The organism is Mesorhizobium sp. M1428, assembly GCF_040317515.1.
Lineage (GTDB): Bacteria > Pseudomonadota > Alphaproteobacteria > Rhizobiales > Rhizobiaceae > Mesorhizobium.
Map to the genome: position 1 here is coordinate 1 of NZ_JAMYKT010000018.1, position 16,831 is coordinate 16,831.

The window sequence follows — 16,831 nt, forward strand, 5'->3', positions numbered from 1 at the left end:
ACGCGCTTCTCTAGCGCCCGCCCCCACACCCACCCCCCTCGCTCCCTGGGCCCGGCTCGGGGGGTGTTTGGGGGGGGGGGGGCCCTCCGCCCCCACGTCTTCTGTTGGCGCCAAGTCCGCGCGCGAGAGAGCGCTTACCGCTGCTTCCGTGAACGCAGTTTCCAGAAGGCGAAGTAATGGTGAAAATCCGCGAAAGCCACGCCATCGGAAAATGGTGCGTTTCTGGCGACCCTGTGACACACAGACAAGTGCTCCAAACAGTTTGAAACCCTGAGGACGCGGCCCTCCGCGAGTGAATCTAGCGGAATTTGTACCTTCGGGGTAACCGATGGGTATCAGAGCCCCAGCTGGCAAGCAGCGTCAACGGGAGGCCCCGTAGCGAGTGTATACCATGCCCTATCGATTTGTGATGGCCGGGAGGCAGCATACCAACCAGGAACTCCGCTTGTCTGAGTTTGAGCCTCCGTGGCCAGGTCGGCCGACGGGTAGGGGGACGAGTTAATCTTTATGAACTCCAGTATCCCGGACCGGCTGCTGAGCCATTTTCGCGAGAGTCCACCGAAAGAATATTTGTGCTCAAGGCAGAATCAGTCGGGAGCCTTCTTTAGAACGGGTCACTGGCAAAATGGTATGTGACGTCCAGTACCCGCTTTATGGAGTAGCGCGAATATTTGAGGACAGCATCGGCGCCGACAAACTCCTCGCCTTTCGGGAGAAGGACGATATTTCGGTTGTCAATCTTATCGTTCCGCATCACAGAGGATCGGTAAATGACGGCGTCGCACCCAAAATACTCTTTCAGATACTCGGCCACGATTTGCGTCGGGATATATTGGCGCTGTTTTTCGTGCGGCATCACGGGTCGGCTGATTTCTTGTTCCATCTGGTCGATGAAATCGTATCGTGTATGCCCTATGACCTCCTCCCAACGGGAACCCACTTTCAGCGTGAACGCGGTGAAGTCGAACACCTTCAGGTCTCGCTTTAGCTCAAACTCGCCAATCGCCACTTGCTCGTCGATGCCGGGCCGCATTTCCGCAACAGCCGTCTCCTCGCTGAAGGCGCCGTAAAACGCGGGGATAAATTCTACATTCATGCGACCAGCCGGCGCCCTCTCCTTGGGCGGGGCGCCGAGCTGCGCTCCCGGATTCAGACCGAGCTTGGCATGCGTGAGGCTGTCCGATAGAACGCGGGCACGGTAGATTTTTGTGCCGATCGGCAATGGATATATTGGATTGATCTCGCCGCCCTCGTACTCCTTCGGATCTCCGAACAATTCGTCCAGAAGCTCCTTTAACCGAAAGAACCGTCGGCTGTACTGCACCTTCTCGCAGAATTCTGTCCACTGGTAGCTGAAGCGTTGCTCGTACCAGTACTCTTCCTGATCCGCGCGGTTCCGCCGTTCAATCTCAGCAATGGCTTCGTAGTTGGCTGATGAATCGTAAAAGGGTTCCGCCCCTCGGGCAATCTCGCGATGCGAAACGTCGGGTAGATTTTCTGACAGAGCGAGAAGCACGTTCTCATCGCACTCGAGTACTTCCGCAAGAATATCTTCGTAGGACTCCCCCCTTTGGCGGCGATGTATCTTATCGGAGTCTCCGGAGAAGTATGTTTCGTCCTCTCCAAGCACATAGTGTTTACGGAAAAAATCATCCACCTCTATGACAAGTTCACCGGCGCCGGCGACTAATCCGCGGGGATGGCTCTTGTCGAAATCGCATTTGCCCCTGCGACCGTTCTCGTGAATCCAATGCGCGAAATGCTCGCCTACACAATGCTCGCAGACCTTCAGTTCATCAGCGTTCTTCGCCATGTCTTATTACTCAACGCCACGAACGAGCATCAGAAGCCTTTCGAACTCCGCATTCTCGCTATCGGCCTTCCGAGAAATTGATGAACTGGCAGACTACCTGAAGGTTGCCCTGCTCGTAGTGACCGGCGCTGTTAATGCGACGCTCATCCAGAATTGGAATATGGGTGAAGCCACCCTGTTTCATCTTGTCGGCTAGGTCGCCAAGCCGGTCAGTAAGCTTGGCGGTTCTGACCTCCTTCCGAGGCACACCGACAGAATTAGCAGTAGGTGGGTTTCTCAGATGGTTCAGCAGAGCCAGTGCCTCATCGAGAAACGCCTTGGAAATCTGAATGGCGTCACCGTCGGAACGATGTTTTGGATGCTGGAGCGCATTTCGCACATCACGAATGTAGATAAGTAGCGCGCGATTCTTCTTCACGATACCCTCGCGGCCTGACGCCCTCTCGATCTCGAACGAATGCGATTCAGGCTCACCAGCACGGCGGTTCACCTCGCTAGCGATGTCCTCGAAGGTGCGAATGAAGCCTTCGGTAGGGCTGGTCACTCCGCCGCCTCCAGTTCGCGCGTGTCGGTCGGCGCCAGCGCGTCGGCGAGCAGCGCGTCGAGCAGGCGGCGGCAGGTGGCGGCGGTGACGTTGAGACTTGCTTCCAACTGGTCACAGAGCGCTATCAGCGCATCCACCTTGGCGACGATACGGTGCTGTTCTGCCAGAGGTGGAAGCCCGACGACGATCGGATAAATCTTCGAGCCGGATATGACTGGCTGTGCCGTGGCGTTCTCGTCTTCCTTTAGGTTCGTCCCGGTGAGGAGGAGTACTAAGAACCGCAGATAGATATCTCCCTGAGAAAAATGCGTGATGAACGCGTTGTCTGTTATCCACGCGCTAGGCGGCGCCACATGAATTGATCCGCAGTAATAACCGACTCTCCCGATTACGATGGTCGGCTGATAGACGTTACTCTGGTCGTGGTATCCGTTGATGCCATTGCCCCCAAAAACCGGAACCGGCCCGTCTTTCATATTAGCGGCGGTCAGACCATCACCAGACTGAATGTAGATGAGTTCGCCAAGACGAGCGAAAGCCCACCCTGTTGGTTTTGGATATTGACTATCGTCAGCTTTGATCGGTGCTAGTGGCTTTCGTGGCGCGCGGATTCTCTTTTGTTCGATCTCACGGCGCTGCCAGGCCCGAATCCGCTTCAGCAATTCGAACGCCGGTTCGTCTTTTGGGTCCTGCGGAACGAGTTTGCCGCGCACGGCGAGGTTCAGGATGGCCTGGCGCAGGGCCTTGATCTGGTCGGGGCGGGTGGTCAGCGCCGGCAGAGCGTCAAGGGCGAAGCCGGCGTCGGCCTGGAAGGTTTCGGGATCGGGCGCATTGAGGCGCGCGAGGCTCGCCGCCGCCAGCCGGTCGCGCACCCCCTCGCGGCCTGCCCGCGCCGCCTCCAGCCGGTCGCATAGCGCCATCATTTCATCGACCTTTCGTTGTGTTGATGGCGAAATGAGTGGCACGGGAACGTCTGAAACCTTGCCAACGCTCAAGGATACATTTGCCGTCCCGATCATCTGGGAGACAAGCAATTCGTCCTTGAAGGCGGTCAGATACTCGAAAAGGAAACGCGCCGAGATAAGTTCAGGCGCGTGCGGGAATATGGCAGCCAAGATACTACCGAGAGCGAACTTTCCTTCCTGATAGTGGAGCCTCTGCAAGCTGGCCTTCCCATGTCCAGCCGATGAAACCAGAGGGACAATTGTTGCCGCACCATCAAAATCGAAATGATCGCAGGTTGTGCGGTCTTCAGCCGTAACCACGAGGGGATATGGGCCCGGCTCGGCCTTCATGATGCCGGTCAGCCCTTTTTCGATTCTTGCGATACTGCCCAAACGGACAAAATTCGCGGGGTTGTTGAAGCCTTTCGGCAAGTCTTCAAGAGACAACGCCGCCGACGGGTTTTGCTTCCGAATGACGCCTTGTTGAACGAGAATGCGCTTCTTTACTTCAATCTGTTTCAACAAGCTCGCTGGGTCCATCACCGCTTCGTGTGGTGCAACCAGCTTGCCGGACATGGCAAGTCCAACGACAAGCTTTCGAAACTGTTGAACCGTCTCCGGCTCATCACCAAGGCGATTGAAGGCATCTAACAGGCGATCCGCATTCATCGGGCGAGCGCCTCGGCGAGGATCGCCTTCAACTGGTCACGCAAGCCCGCCGTCTCGGCCTCGGCGCGGGCCAGATCGGCCAGCAGGGTTTCCGGGTCGCCATGGTCGTCGGCCACGCTGTGCGGGTTCTTGATGTCGAGATTGTAGCCGCGCGCCTTCACCTCCTTGGCGCTCACCTTCCATGCCTGCGGCGTCCCCTCGCGGCCCTTGCGATCCTTGCCGCCCCACCAGTCGATGCAGCTCTGAAAATGCTCCAGCCGGATCGGCTTGGTCATCGAATAAGCCTTCTGGCCTTCGGGCACGCGATGTTCGTAGAACCAGATGTCGCGCGTCGGCGCACCCTTCTCGAAGAACAGCAGGTTGGTGCCAATTGAGGCATAGGGCTTGAACACGGAATTGGGCAGGCGGACGATGGTGTGGAGGTTGCATTCCTCCATCAGATGTTCCTTGAGCCGCGTCTTGACGCCCTCGCCGAACAGCGTGCCGTCGGGCAGCACCACCGCGGCGCGCCCGTCCTGTTTCAAGAGGCGCACGATCAGCGCGAGGAACAGGTCGGCCGTTTCCTTGGTGCGGAAGGTCGGGAAATTGTTCTCGATGCCGTCTTCTTCGCGCCCGCCGAACGGCGGATTGGTGACGACGATGTCGACGCGTTCGTCCTTGCTCCACGAAATTAGCGGTCGGGCCAGCGTGTTGTCGTGGCGCACGAAGCTCGGGTCTTCGATGCCGTGCAGCAGCATGTTGGTGACGCACAGCATATGCGGAAGCTGCTTCTTCTCCACCGCGCGCAGTGCGCCCTGCATCGTCTCCCGCTGTGCGGGGGTGCGGACGTAGGCTTTCTCCATATGGCGAAGGGCGCAGGTGAGAAAGCCGCCAGTGCCGCAGGCGGGATCGAATAGAGTCTCACCGGGCTTTGGATCAATACGGTCCACCATGAAGGCGGTCACGGCCCGGGGCGTATAGTATTCGCCTGCATTGCCGGCCGATTGCAGGTCGTTAAGCAACTGCTCATAGAACTCGCCGAAATGCCGTCGCTCATCGAGGTTGTTGAAATCGACCTCGTTGATCTTGTTCACCACCTGCCGGATGAGATGGCCGGATTTCATGTAGTTATAGGCATCCTCGAACACATCGCGCACCACGCGGCGTCGGTCTCCAGGCTTTCCGGTGAGTTGCAAACCCTTCAGAGTTGGAAACAGCTCATCATTGATGAAATCAAGCATGGTTTGCCCAGTGACGCCTTCCGGGTTCGCCGCCCAGTTGCGCCACTGAAGTTTTTCCGGAATCGGGGAGTTATAACCAGCCTTGGTCAGTTCGAGTTCCTGATCCTGATCGTCGATAATCTTGAGGAAGAACATCCAACACAACTGGCTGATGCGCTGCGCATCGCCATCGACGCCAACGTCTTGGCGCATGATGTCCTGGACGGATTTGACTGTGGTGCGGACGATCATTTGACCTCTCAACTTCGACTATTCGACGTGGACTATTCGATGCCTCACCGCCTCAGCGGCGGCGAAGACAGGATCGCTTTCGTTCGGGTAAAGGGCTGCTGGCCTAACGCGAGAAAAATCACCGCGCTTCCAAAACGTGGAGGGGTTGAATCTGAACTTTGCGATGAGCCTGCGCCCAAGGTCAATCTCGAAGTGGGAATAGTGCTGCTTTTGATCGTAGCCTGTCATCTCGGGATATTCGCCTAGTAAGTAGCCCTCCTGGATATGAGGCCTTACGGCCAACGGAGGACATACGCTGGCGAGACGCACAATCTGAACGCCTGCTTCGGCACTTGCGGTAATTGCGCCACTGATGTTCGGCACACCAAGGACAAAGACAAATGCCGCTGGAGTCGCATCGGTTGACGCGAAGGACGCTGCGATCCTAAGAGACTGACTGACATCGAGAACAGGAGTCTTGCAAACCTCGTAGTGCTGCAGAATGGACCATCGAAGCACGCGTTGGCGTATCAGGCGGTCCCGGCCCATGAAACCACGCATCTCATACTCCTGCGTTAGGATTCGCTCCGCTTCAGACAATGCCTGAAAGCGATCCAGTAGCTGAGCCGAATTCGGGTTTTGCCCACCTATCTGCCTGAACAGACTCGGCTTTAGCGTGCTGTTTCCCTTGTCGTTTTTGTAATCTTGAGATTGGCCACGGAAAAGGAGAACATAGTCCCTATTCAAAAACTGCAATTCGGCGACCCGCCGCGCCAAATCCAAATAGTCGGAGACCTCGAAACCGTTTGAGTGTCTCACTTGGGAACAAGTCGCGCCACGCGCAGCGAACGTGCGGCCTGAGAGGAACGTCCAAAGCTTAGCTTCGCCTATCGTCTCCATTACCCAGCCGCCTCATACAAAGCGTCTTGCAATTCATGCACGGCCTTTTCATAGCCCGCCTTGCCACCGAACGCCCTTATGAGCTGCAAGACGCTTCCCATTGCTGTGAACGGCGTCACCTTCAGCACGTTGGCATCATCGAGATTGAGCACACCCTCGTCGCGATACTTCTCGAGCAGCGCGTCGAGCACGGCGCGGGCCTGCGCGCTGTATTTCGTGAATACGTCGCGCTTCTTGACGTTCTCAGCACGCTCGCGGCGCGTGAGTGGCTTCTTGTCGAAGGCGACGTGGCAGATCAGATCGAAGGGATCAAGGTTCTTGCCCAACTCGTCCGCAATGGCGTCAAGTGGCAGGCCCTCGGCTTCTAGTTCCTCGACGATTACCTGTTTTCGTTCAGCAGATTTCCAGCGCTTGAGGAACTCGTCAAGGCTGGCGAAGCGCTTCTTCAACGCTGTCTTGGTGAAATCGCGCAAGGACTCCGTGACCAGCTTGCCATTCTCGTCAAGATATTCGACGCGCTCAGTGATAATGCGGGCGCCTACTCCGTCCACGTAAATCTTGCGCGCCTGGTTGCCCGGCGGCAACGGAAAGCCCGGCTGATCGACCATCGTTTCTCCATTGCCCGGGTCGTAAGGCTCCTGATCATCTTCACCCAGATCGAAGACAGTATCGTCGGGCGGCGTAATGGGGTCGTACTCGCCGGGTTCGTAAATCTGGACTGGATCCCCATCAAACTCTGGGTCAGCGAAATGATTGGTCGCGCCACGAAAATCGATTAACGTGAAATAGAATTTCTTGGTGTCTTCGTGAACGCGGGTGCCGCGTCCGACGATCTGCTTGAACTCGGTCATAGAACCTACCGTGCGGTCGAGCACGATTAGCCGACAGGTCTGCGCATCAACCCCAGTGGACAAAAGCCGCGAGGTCGTGACCAGAATGGGATATTTCGATTCCGGGTCGAGGAAATTACCGAGTTGATCTTGGCCATCCTTGTCGCTGCCGGTGATCCGCATGACGTATCTTTGGTTTTGGTCACACAGATCCTTGTTTTCATTGACAAGCGCCTGCCGCATACGCGCTGCGTGCTCTTGGTCGACGCAGAACACGATGGTTTTCTGGAAGCGGTCGCCGCTTTCCTTTAGAAATTCGGTAATTTTCTTTGCGGTCAGTAGGGTGCGGTCATCGAGGACCAGCGTCCGGTCGAAATCCTTGGCGTTGTAGATACGATCCTCGACCTCATTGCCGTCGCGGTCGAGCTGTCCGAGTTCAGGACGATAGCCTTCCACGTCGCGATCGATGTGGACCTTGATGACCTTGTAGGGCGCAAGGAAGCCGTCGCTGATGCCCTGACGCAATGAATAGGTGAAGACCGGTTCGCCGAAATAATCGGCGTTGGAAACATATTCCGTTTCCTTCGGCGTGGCAGTTAGGCCGATCTGAGTTGCACCGGAAAAGTGGCTGAGGATTTCGCGCCATGCAGAATCATCGGCGGCGCTACCACGATGGCATTCGTCGATGACAATCAAATCGAAGAATCCAGGCGAGAACTCCTTGTAGAGTTTCTGCCGTTCCTCAGGGCCGGTTATGGCCTGATAGAGCGCCAGATAGACCTCGAAGGCGGTGTCGATCCGTCTCTTCCTATCAAGCGCCAGCGCCAGATCGACTGTGGTTCCATCCTGCCGTTCGATGGTCTTGGCGTTGGTCGAAAGCTTCGCCATCGCGGCGCCGAACGGGCGGAAATCGTTTACCATCGTCTGATCAATCAGCACGTTGCGGTCGGCGAGGAAAAGGATCCGTTTCTTGCGGCCCGCTTTCCACAGGCGCCAGATGATCTGAAACGCGGTGTAGGTCTTGCCCGTGCCGGTCGCCATGACGAGCAGCACGCGGTCCCGGCCCTTAGCGATGGTCTCGATCGCGGCATTGACGGCGTTTACCTGGTAGTAGCGGGGGGCTTTGCCGCTGCCATCATCGAAATAGTCCTGAAGCACGATCTGTTCTGCTTCCGTGTCGAGGCCCTTCCAGCCGCGATAGCGCGTCCAAAGATCGACTGGTGACGGGAAGTCATCGAGGCCGAGGTTTGCTTCCTTGGTGGCGCTGGCGCCCGTGCGATCGTGAAAGACGAAACCGTCGCCGTTCGAGGAGAATACGAAGGGGATGTCCAGCGTCGCGGCATAGTCGAGGCCTTGCTGGATACCATCGCCAACGCTGTGATTGTTGTCTTTCGCCTCTATCAGCGCGATCGGGATATTCGGCTTGTAGTAGAGAACGAAATCCGCCTTCTTGGCCTTGCCGCGTGCCACTAGCTTGCCACGCACGATGATGCGGCCCTTGGTGAAATAGACCTCCTCCCGAACCTGCAGCATCTCGTCCCAGCCAGCGCGCTTGACGGCGGGCAAGATGAATTTTGTGCAGATGTCGCGTTCGGTGAGGCTTCGTTTGTCCATCGTCCCGGGCGAATCCCCCAATCGTCCAAGTCAAAAACCAGTATTGGCACGGATGCCAACTGTTTGCATCAAGCGGGCAAAACTCGTTGCGCTTTCTGAAACCTTTGCGCAATACTGCTGGTCGTCACATCTGAGGACCTTGGGATGGTTTGCGGGCGTACATTCAGCCGCCGCCATAGTGAAGCGCTGCCACCCACAGTCAACGCCGATCGACAAAGTCGCTGACTCGTTCTTTGAATTTCTCCAGGGACCGGCCGAGCGCCACTCACGAAAGCATTCCGCATTACGAAACGATTATCAGGCCCGCTGCCTCACGGGCTTTTCTAGCCACCGGATTTGTCAGTCGACGGACTCGGCTGCTGCGGGTTGAAAATTGCATTGATATCGACGTTCATCACCGCGGTAATCCGGTATATCTCGGCGTCGCGAACTTCGGTGAGAAGCGGCCACCGCGAATACGGAGCATCAGGATATTTTGCAGGGCAAACTCGAATCATCGTGGGTGGGATCGGTTCAAGCGCGGCAACACAGCCGCTCGACCATACAGCTTCCCGAAACGCATCTCCGACGCCGACATTCGAGCCGCTGCTCAATCGCTCTCGAAACGTGTCTAGCGCTGCCCGTCGTCCGATCTGATCCGCTATCGACCAATCGAGCATCACGCGTTTAGGCAAATCCACGCTATCGATCGCCATCACAAACTGATCGTTCACTGAATCGTTTATGGCCATTATCGTGCTGCCAGTGGGCCATAAGCAAAGTAGTGCGCGACAAGGGTCTCCAAATATTGCGAGAACATCAACTGGCGGAACTGCCCGTCCTTCATCAGGGATAGAAGGCTTGAGGCCGTGGGCGCGTATAGCTGGAAGCGCGTCAAATTTGCTGGTGTGCTGAAACCATGCGGTAGCAGAAGCTATGACTTCCCAACATTCTGTCATCCCTTCGGGCGAAGCAGTTACATCCAACGGATCAGCCATACTTACGCCCCAGCCAGCCCGTCGAACCGCGGGTCTTTGATTGGCGTAAACTTCTCCACGCCTGGTGTCCAATTCATCGGTAATCGCCAGCGATCCCCTTTCTGTGACGTCAGGATCCGCTGTTTGGTTGTGATCCACCAACGGATCACCAAAGCGGCCTGGCCGAAGCGCTTGAGGTCAGGCCAGCCCGGGGACGGCCATATCGAGACCAAGCCGGATTCGATGTAGGCGATAAGATTTTCCGGCTTTTGAAGAATATTATGATCGCCCGAAATCATGGCGTCGCCGCCGGCTTTGCTGAACTTGAACATCCAGTCTGGATCGGCGATGCCAGCCTGATAATCCTCGTGCACCGATCCAATTTCAATCGATGAGTCGGCTTCTAGAGCTCGAACCGCCCTCACAATCTTCGGCGAGACGTTGGCGTCGAACTTGATCTTCAAGCAGCGGCCAGCCTTGTCTCGAATCCGATCGCCTGCGAGACAAGCCCTGGTTCAGTTTCGTACCAGGAGGCGACCTCGTCCAAGTTGCCTTCAGCCAAATATGCCGCGGCAAGCGTTTCGGTAGGGATGAACCCATGATCGACGACAGGCCTACCCATGGCGTAGCGCGGATCGATGATTACGTTCGGAAACTCGTGGAAGGGCACCATCCGCACGGCTAGGTCATGTTCATAAACGACACTTCCGAAGAGGGACGGTTCCACCACGCTTGGAAAGGCCCATTCGTCGGTCATTATGTCGAGCAGCTTCCGCTCTTCGTCATCTGCTGCGAGTTCCAGCATTATGCGTTTGCCGTCCGTCCTAAACCTGCGCTCTGTCGCGAACGGGTTGTCAAGGTCGTAGTCCTTCCGCAGCTTCCTGGCGGTCTTCCTAATGGTCTGCAGCGAGAGGCCATGCTTTCGAAAACGGGCGACGAAACGACTCTCCACCAACGCCAGGAATGGCATCACGAGTCGGCCTTTGATCGGTTCGAAACGCGTAAGAATGGCAGGCTGCAACCTGCTCGACTTGGACGGACGAAACCACTCGCCAACGCGAGCTGGGCTCATGTCAGTGAGCTTCGCGGCAAACGTGACGGGGTAAACGCCCTGATGAACGGCTCGTTGCCAATCCATGACCACACCTAGATTGCCGGTACCATGTTGATACGCCGGACTCCTTGTAAATAGGTGAACTGCCGCAGGGCGATAAATAGTCAAGCCGTGCGTTACCCGCAGCGTTACCCTGAAAGCAAAAAGGCCGGCTCTTCAGAGCCAGCCTTATCACCTAAGTGATGGAATTTGTTTGGTGGAGCCAATCGGAATCGAACCGACGACCTCTTGAATGCCATTCAAGCGCTCTCCCAACTGAGCTATGGCCCCACTCCGGCAGTTCGCCGGCGCCGTTTCCGGCGAAGAGATCCGGCGCGGGTCTAGACCGCGCCGTTAGTGCAGGCGGCTTCTAACCCCGCCTTCAGTCAATATCAAGCCTTCAAGAACCGCTTTTTCTAGGCGGCGCGGCGAAAGCCGGCGAATGCGGTTCGCTCAGACTTCGTCGTCGTCTTCGCCGACGCCGATCATGTCGGCAACGTCGTCGTCTTCTTCCTCCTCGTCGGCGAGGAATGTGTCATCCTCATCATCGCCAAGGTCAACGTCGTCCTCATCGTCGCCGAGATCGGGAAGTTCGTCGGCCTTCGCGTCCTCGTCCGCCTCTTCGAGCGAGACGACCTCGACACCCTCTTCCTCCTCGGTGTCCACTTCCTTCTCGGCAACTTCCTCTTCCTCCTCGAGGGCGGCGATCTTGCCTTCCTCGAAATAGGAGCGCGGATAGCTCTTGCCCGTATAAGGCGAGACGATCGGGTCTTTGTTCAAGTCATAGAATTTTCGACCGGTCTCCGGGTCGATACGTTTGGTGCCAAGTTCGGGTTTTGCCACAGCAAGCCTCGTCGATGAAAGTTTGGTCCCCTTAACCAGAGTTTACGGCGCTGTCAAAGCGAAAAGCCGGCGTCTCAAAAAGCTTGAATTCGAAGGCCTTCGTACCAAGGGGATGACCATTTCGGTCCGCCATGATAGGAGACCGCGCAAACCAGACGAAAATGGCCGGCCGCCGGCGTTTCCCAGGAAAGAACCATGTCGCACACTGCCGCCCCGAAGCAGGCCACCGCCCGCAAATCATCTGGCCTTTCAGGCGCGGCACGGGTGCCGGGCGACAAGTCGATCTCGCACCGCTCGTTCATGTTCGGTGGCCTGGCCTCCGGCGAAACCCGCATCACCGGGCTGCTGGAAGGCGAGGACGTAATGCGTACGGGCGCTGCCATGAAGGCCATGGGCGCTCATATCGAGAAGCATGGCGCTGAGTGGGTGATCCGCGGTACCGGCAACGGCGCGCTGCTGCAGCCGGAAGGCCCGCTCGATTTCGGCAATGCCGGCACGGGCTCACGCCTCACCATGGGCCTGGTCGGTACCTATGACATGGAAACCACCTTCATCGGCGACGCCTCGCTGTCCGGCCGGCCGATGGGCCGCGTGCTCGAACCGCTCCGCCAGATGGGCGTGCAGGTGCTGAGGGCGACGCCCGGCGACCGCATGCCGATCACGCTGCACGGACCCAAGCACGCCGCACCGATCACCTACCGCGTGCCGATGGCCTCGGCGCAGGTCAAATCGGCGGTGCTGCTGGCCGGGCTGAACACGCCGGGCATCACCACCGTCATCGAGCCGGTGATGACGCGCGACCACACCGAAAAGATGCTCAAGGGGTTCGGCGCCAATCTGTCGGTCGAGACCGACGAGCGCGGCGTGCGCCACATTTTCATCGAAGGCCAGGGCAAGCTCACCGGCCAGACCATCGCGGTGCCTGGCGACCCCTCCTCGGCCGGCTTTCCGCTGGTGGCGGCACTGATCGTGCCGGGCTCGGACATCACCATCGAAAACGTGCTGATGAACCCGACCCGCACAGGCCTTCTTTTGACGCTGCAGGAAATGGGCGCCCGGATCGACATTCTCGACCGCCGCAATGAAGGTGGCGAGGATGTTGCCGACCTGCGCGTGCGCTATTCGGAACTGCAAGGCGTCACCGTACCGCCGGAACGGGCGCCGACGATGATCGACGAATATCCGGTGCTTGCCGTGGCGGCCAGCTTCGCCGAGGGCGAAACGCTGATGCTTGGCCTGGAAGAGCTGCGCGTGAAGGAATCCGACCGGCTGTCGGCGGTGGCCGAAGGGCTGAAGCTCAACGGCGTGGACTGCAGCGAAGGCGAAGCCTCGCTTGTGGTGCACGGAAAGCCGGGCGGCAAGGGCCTCGGCCAGCATCCCAACGGACAGGGCACCATCGTCCAGACCCATCTCGACCACCGCATAGCCATGAGTTTTCTGGTTATGGGGCTGGCGACGGAAAAGCCCGTGACCATCGATGATCAAGCGATGATCGCGACAAGTTTTCCGGAATTCATGGGGCTGATGAAGGGGCTCGGTGCAGAGATCGAGTAGCTTGATGGCAATCAATAGCCTTGGGGGCTGGGGCCAAACTGGAACGTCGGCGGGACAGCGCCGCCTTCTGTCCTGCCGGACATCTCCCCCACAAGGAGGGAGATTGGCAGCTTCGGCGCTCCGCTCAATCCTGCGACGTAGACAATTGGCGAAAGCCGCGATGGCCGCCGATCTCCCCCCAAGTGGGGGAGATGTCCGGCAGGACAGAGGGGGGCGCGAAGGATCGCCACGCCTATCTGGATCATTGCGCTTTTCGATTCCGGTGGGCGGCCAATGACCTCAACCTTCACCATCGCCATCGACGGACCTGCCGGTGCTGGCAAAGGCACTCTTGCCCGGCGGCTGGCCGATCACTACCGGCTGAACCTGCTCGACACCGGCCTTACCTATCGCGCGGTGGCGCATGCGCTGCTCCGGCTCGGCCTGCCACTCGACAATGTCTCGGCCGCTGAAACGGCGGCTCGCCAGGTCGATCTGGCAAAGCTCGACCGCGCCGTGCTTTCGGCACACGCGGTCGGCGAGGCGGCCTCGAAAGTCGCTGTGTTCCCAACCGTGCGGCGCATCCTGGTGGAAAAGCAGCGCGACTTTGCAAAAACCCCGCCGGGTGCGGTGCTCGACGGCCGCGACATCGGCACTGTTGTGTGTCCCGATGCCGACGTAAAACTCTATGTCACGGCCAGCGCCGAGGTGCGTGCAAAGCGGCGACTGGATGAAATCGAGAGCATCGGCGGCACTGCCAATTTCGATGAAATCCTTGCCGATATCGTGCGCCGCGACGAGCGCGACATGGGCCGCATGGACTCGCCCTTGAAGCCGGCCGCCGATGCGCACTTGCTCGACACGTCGGAAATGGCTATAGAAGCCGCGTTTCTGGCAGCTCAGGCGATCATCGACGATGTCCTGGCCAAGAGAAACGAAGCCTGAGCCGGGTTTTCCTGCCGCCGCCGATTGCCGGCGACAAAAGAATTCCCATATTGGGCGTGAACCAGCCTGCCAGCATTCTTCATGCGCCGGAATTGCCGCTCGAGGGCGGCCAAGGGCTTTTTGCCCGGAACGCCGGCAGGCCAACGCAACGCTAACCCACGGCGCCCGCCCCGCGACAGATTGCGGGGCATTCCAGGAGAAACTATGTCAGTTGCAAATCCCACTCGCGATGATTTCGCGAGCCTGCTCGAAGAATCATTTTCCGCCGGCCATTCCGGCGAAGGCCAGGTCGTCAAGGGCATCATCACCGCCATTGAGAAGGACATGGCCATCATCGACGTCGGCCTCAAGGTCGAAGGCCGCGTGCCGCTGAAGGAATTCGGCGTCAAGGGCAAGGACACGACGCTCAAGGTCGGCGACACGGTCGAGGTCTATGTCGAGCGTATCGAGAACGCGCTTGGCGAAGCCATGCTGTCGCGCGAGAAGGCCCGCCGCGAAGAGAGCTGGGTCCGCCTCGAAGAGAAGTTCACCAAGGGCGAACGCGTCGAAGGCGTCATCTTCAACCAGGTCAAGGGCGGCTTCACCGTCGACCTCGACGGTGCCGTGGCTTTCCTGCCGCGCAGCCAGGTCGATATCCGCCCGATCCGCGACGTCTCGCCGCTGATGCACAACCCACAGCCCTTCGAGATCCTCAAGATGGATCGCCGCCGCGGCAACATCGTGGTGTCGCGCCGCACCGTGCTCGAGGAAAGCCGCGCCGAACAGCGTTCGGAAATCGTGCAGAACCTCGAAGAAGGCCAGGTGGTCGAAGGCGTCGTCAAGAACATCACCGACTATGGTGCGTTCGTCGACCTCGGCGGCATCGACGGCCTGCTGCACGTCACCGACATGGCATGGCGCCGCGTCAACCATCCGACCGAAATCCTCAATATCGGCCAGACGGTCAAGGTGCAGATCATCCGCATCAACCAGGAAACCCACCGCATCTCGCTCGGCATGAAGCAGCTCGAGAGCGATCCGTGGTCCGAGATCGGCACCAAGTTCCCGATCGGCAAGAAGATCAAGGGTACCGTCACCAACATCACCGACTACGGCGCATTCGTCGAGCTGGAGCCGGGCATCGAAGGCCTCATCCACGTTTCGGAAATGTCGTGGACCAAGAAGAACGTGCATCCTGGCAAGATCCTGTCGACAACGCAGGAAGTCGACGTCGTGGTGCTCGAAGTCGATCCGGCCAAGCGCCGTATCTCGCTCGGCCTCAAGCAGACGCTGGAGAACCCGTGGGAGGCCTTCGCGCGCAGCCATCCGGTCGGCAGCCAGGTCGAGGGCGAGGTCAAGAACAAGACCGAGTTCGGCCTGTTCATCGGCCTCGAGGGCGACGTCGACGGCATGGTCCATCTTTCCGACCTCGACTGGACCCGTCCGGGCGAGCAGGTGATCGAGGAGTACAATCGCGGCGACATGGTCAAGGCGCAGGTGCTCGACGTCGACATCGACAAGGAGCGCATCTCGCTCGGCATCAAGCAGCTGGCAAAGGACACGGTCGGCGAAGCCGCGACGTCAGGCGAACTGCGCAAGAACGCAGTCGTCACCTGCGAGGTTATCGGCGTGAAGGATGGCGGTCTTGAAGTGCGGCTGGTCGACAGCGGCATCGAGACCTTCATCAAGCGCTCCGACCTCAGCCGTGACCGCGACGAGCAGCGCCCGGAGCGCTTCACCGTCGGCCAGAAGGTCGACGCCCGCGTCATCGCCTTCGACAAGAAGACCCGCAAGCTGCAGGTCTCGATCAAGGCGCTGGAAATCGCCGAAGAGAAAGAAGCGGTCGCCCAATACGGTTCGACCGACTCCGGCGCTTCGCTGGGCGATATTTTGGGTGCCGCGCTGAAGAAGCAGGGCAGCTAAGCCGACACCGCGCCTCGCGCGGGTTATAAACGAAACAAAAAGCCCCGCCGGAACGATCCGGCGGGGCTTTTGCTTGTGACTTTTTGCTTGTGACGGACCGCAGGCTCAGGCCCGGCCGTAAAGTGGCACCAGCGTGCCGCTGATGGCCATGTTGGCCGGCGAGGCAAGGTAGGCAATGGCCTCGGCCGCCGCTTCAAGGCTGACCCATCTGCTGAAATCTGCGTTCGGCATGTCAGCCCGGTTGGCCGGCGTGTCGAGCGTCGAGGGCGCCACGGCGTTGACCAGGATGCCGTTGCCCTTCAGCTCTTCGGCGATCGCCACGGTCATCGCGGCGACCGCCGCCTTGGCGGCAGCGTAGGCCACCTTGCCGGAGCCGCGCCGCGGATCGAGCCCGGCTCGCGCGGTGACATTGACGATGCGGCCCGGCACGGAAGATTCCAGCATCGAGCGTATCGCCGCGCGGCAGCACAGGAAGGTGGTGCGGGCGTTGGTGTCCATCATCTCGGCGAAGGAGGCGGGCTCGATCTTCTCGACCGGCGCGGCGGTGAAGCCGCCGGCAAGATGCACCGATGCCCATAAATCTGGAACGCTGGCATAGAAGGCGTCGACCTTGGCAGGGTCGGCGAGGTCGACATTATGCGCCAGCCTGACGCGGTCATGCGCCGGGAAGGGGAAATGCGCAGGCGCGGCAGCGTGGGCGTTGGGCACATGGCAGATGGCGCCCTGCTCCAGCAGTTTTCCTACGACCGCGCCGCCAAGGGCACCGGTGCCGCCGGTCACCACGATATGTCTGCCGTCCAGTGTTTCCGTCATAT

At 59.0% G+C, this 16,831-nt stretch carries 14 protein-coding genes and 1 tRNA gene; 3 read left to right on the plus strand and 12 right to left on the minus strand.

What is annotated here, in order from left to right; genetic code table 11:
- Positions 1-604 precede the first annotated feature (604 nt).
- From NKG60_RS22855 to NKG60_RS22905, 11 genes are all read right to left on the minus strand, one after another.
- Positions 605-1,813 (minus strand): RES family NAD+ phosphorylase, encoded by a 1,209-nt coding sequence (locus NKG60_RS22855; protein ID WP_352975638.1) that lies wholly within the window; start codon positions 1,811-1,813, stop codon positions 605-607.
- Positions 1,814-1,871: 58 nt separating this feature from the next.
- Positions 1,872-2,357: a hypothetical protein gene (locus tag NKG60_RS22860; RefSeq protein ID WP_352975640.1), complete on the minus strand. Its 486-nt coding sequence runs from the start codon at positions 2,355-2,357 to the stop codon at positions 1,872-1,874.
- Positions 2,354-3,970, minus strand: a complete 1,617-nt coding sequence (locus NKG60_RS22865; protein WP_352975643.1) for a restriction endonuclease subunit S — start codon at positions 3,968-3,970, stop codon at positions 2,354-2,356. Before NKG60_RS22865 ends, NKG60_RS22860 begins: the two co-directional genes overlap by 4 nt.
- Positions 3,967-5,421, minus strand: a complete 1,455-nt coding sequence (locus tag NKG60_RS22870; protein WP_352975644.1) for a type I restriction-modification system subunit M — start codon at positions 5,419-5,421, stop codon at positions 3,967-3,969. Before NKG60_RS22870 ends, NKG60_RS22865 begins: the two co-directional genes overlap by 4 nt.
- An 18-nt stretch (positions 5,422-5,439) precedes the next feature.
- Positions 5,440-6,300 (minus strand): FRG domain-containing protein, encoded by an 861-nt coding sequence (locus NKG60_RS22875; RefSeq protein WP_352975646.1) that lies wholly within the window; start codon positions 6,298-6,300, stop codon positions 5,440-5,442.
- The gene (hsdR, locus tag NKG60_RS22880) at positions 6,300-8,744 is read right to left on the minus strand and encodes an EcoAI/FtnUII family type I restriction enzme subunit R (RefSeq protein ID WP_352975648.1); all 2,445 of its coding nucleotides are present in this window, start codon (positions 8,742-8,744) and stop codon (positions 6,300-6,302) included. The genes NKG60_RS22875 and hsdR overlap by 1 nt, the downstream gene beginning before the upstream one ends.
- 323 nt (positions 8,745-9,067) lie before the next feature.
- Positions 9,068-9,721 carry a hypothetical protein gene (locus NKG60_RS22885; protein ID WP_352975651.1) on the minus strand — a complete coding sequence of 218 codons (654 nt, stop codon included), beginning with the start codon at positions 9,719-9,721 and terminating at the stop codon, positions 9,068-9,070.
- A 2-nt stretch (positions 9,722-9,723) separates the two neighbouring features.
- On the minus strand, positions 9,724-10,164 hold the full coding sequence (locus NKG60_RS22890) for a PIN-like domain-containing protein (protein ID WP_352975652.1): 441 nt from the start codon (positions 10,162-10,164) through the stop codon (positions 9,724-9,726).
- Complete coding sequence (locus tag NKG60_RS22895) at positions 10,161-10,838, minus strand: hypothetical protein (RefSeq protein ID WP_352975655.1); 678 nt, start codon at positions 10,836-10,838, stop codon at positions 10,161-10,163. Before NKG60_RS22895 ends, NKG60_RS22890 begins: the two co-directional genes overlap by 4 nt.
- A 170-nt stretch (positions 10,839-11,008) precedes the next feature.
- A tRNA-Ala gene (locus tag NKG60_RS22900) sits at positions 11,009-11,084 on the minus strand.
- Positions 11,085-11,246: 162 nt separating this feature from the next.
- Positions 11,247-11,636 carry a TIGR02300 family protein gene (locus NKG60_RS22905; RefSeq protein WP_352721538.1) on the minus strand — a complete coding sequence of 130 codons (390 nt, stop codon included), beginning with the start codon at positions 11,634-11,636 and terminating at the stop codon, positions 11,247-11,249.
- Positions 11,637-11,831: 195 nt separating this feature from the next.
- On the opposite strand from NKG60_RS22905, the gene aroA reads away from it, so the two are divergent.
- The 3 genes from aroA (at position 11,832) to rpsA (ending at position 16,016) form a co-directional block, all read left to right on the plus strand.
- The gene (aroA, locus tag NKG60_RS22910) at positions 11,832-13,190 is read left to right on the plus strand and encodes a 3-phosphoshikimate 1-carboxyvinyltransferase (RefSeq protein WP_352866593.1); all 1,359 of its coding nucleotides are present in this window, start codon (positions 11,832-11,834) and stop codon (positions 13,188-13,190) included.
- A gap of 273 nt (positions 13,191-13,463) precedes the next feature.
- Complete coding sequence (gene cmk, locus NKG60_RS22915) at positions 13,464-14,114, plus strand: (d)CMP kinase (RefSeq protein WP_352866591.1); 651 nt, start codon at positions 13,464-13,466, stop codon at positions 14,112-14,114.
- A gap of 204 nt (positions 14,115-14,318) precedes the next feature.
- Complete coding sequence (rpsA, locus tag NKG60_RS22920) at positions 14,319-16,016, plus strand: 30S ribosomal protein S1 (protein ID WP_023676278.1); 1,698 nt, start codon at positions 14,319-14,321, stop codon at positions 16,014-16,016.
- Positions 16,017-16,121: 105 nt separating this feature from the next.
- On the opposite strand, the gene NKG60_RS22925 is transcribed toward rpsA, so the two are convergent.
- Positions 16,122-16,829 carry an SDR family NAD(P)-dependent oxidoreductase gene (locus NKG60_RS22925; RefSeq protein ID WP_352667561.1) on the minus strand — a complete coding sequence of 236 codons (708 nt, stop codon included), beginning with the start codon at positions 16,827-16,829 and terminating at the stop codon, positions 16,122-16,124.
- Positions 16,830-16,831 lie beyond the last annotated feature (2 nt).

Coding starts and splice junctions, on each gene's coding strand:
- NKG60_RS22855 (WP_352975638.1), bottom strand. CDS start 1,813: ATGGCGAAGAACGCTGATGAACTGAAGGTCTGCGAGCATTGTGTAGGC.
- NKG60_RS22865 (WP_352975643.1), bottom strand. CDS start 3,970: ATGAATGCGGATCGCCTGTTAGATGCCTTCAATCGCCTTGGTGATGAG.
- NKG60_RS22870 (WP_352975644.1), bottom strand. CDS start 5,421: ATGATCGTCCGCACCACAGTCAAATCCGTCCAGGACATCATGCGCCAA.
- NKG60_RS22875 (WP_352975646.1), bottom strand. CDS start 6,300: ATGGAGACGATAGGCGAAGCTAAGCTTTGGACGTTCCTCTCAGGCCGC.
- hsdR (WP_352975648.1), bottom strand. CDS start 8,744: ATGGACAAACGAAGCCTCACCGAACGCGACATCTGCACAAAATTCATC.
- NKG60_RS22885 (WP_352975651.1), bottom strand. CDS start 9,721: ATGGCTGATCCGTTGGATGTAACTGCTTCGCCCGAAGGGATGACAGAA.
- NKG60_RS22895 (WP_352975655.1), bottom strand. CDS start 10,838: ATGGATTGGCAACGAGCCGTTCATCAGGGCGTTTACCCCGTCACGTTT.
- aroA (WP_352866593.1), top strand. CDS start 11,832: ATGTCGCACACTGCCGCCCCGAAGCAGGCCACCGCCCGCAAATCATCT.
- cmk (WP_352866591.1), top strand. CDS start 13,464: ATGACCTCAACCTTCACCATCGCCATCGACGGACCTGCCGGTGCTGGC.
- rpsA (WP_023676278.1), top strand. CDS start 14,319: ATGTCAGTTGCAAATCCCACTCGCGATGATTTCGCGAGCCTGCTCGAA.
- NKG60_RS22925 (WP_352667561.1), bottom strand. CDS start 16,829: ATGACGGAAACACTGGACGGCAGACATATCGTGGTGACCGGCGGCACC.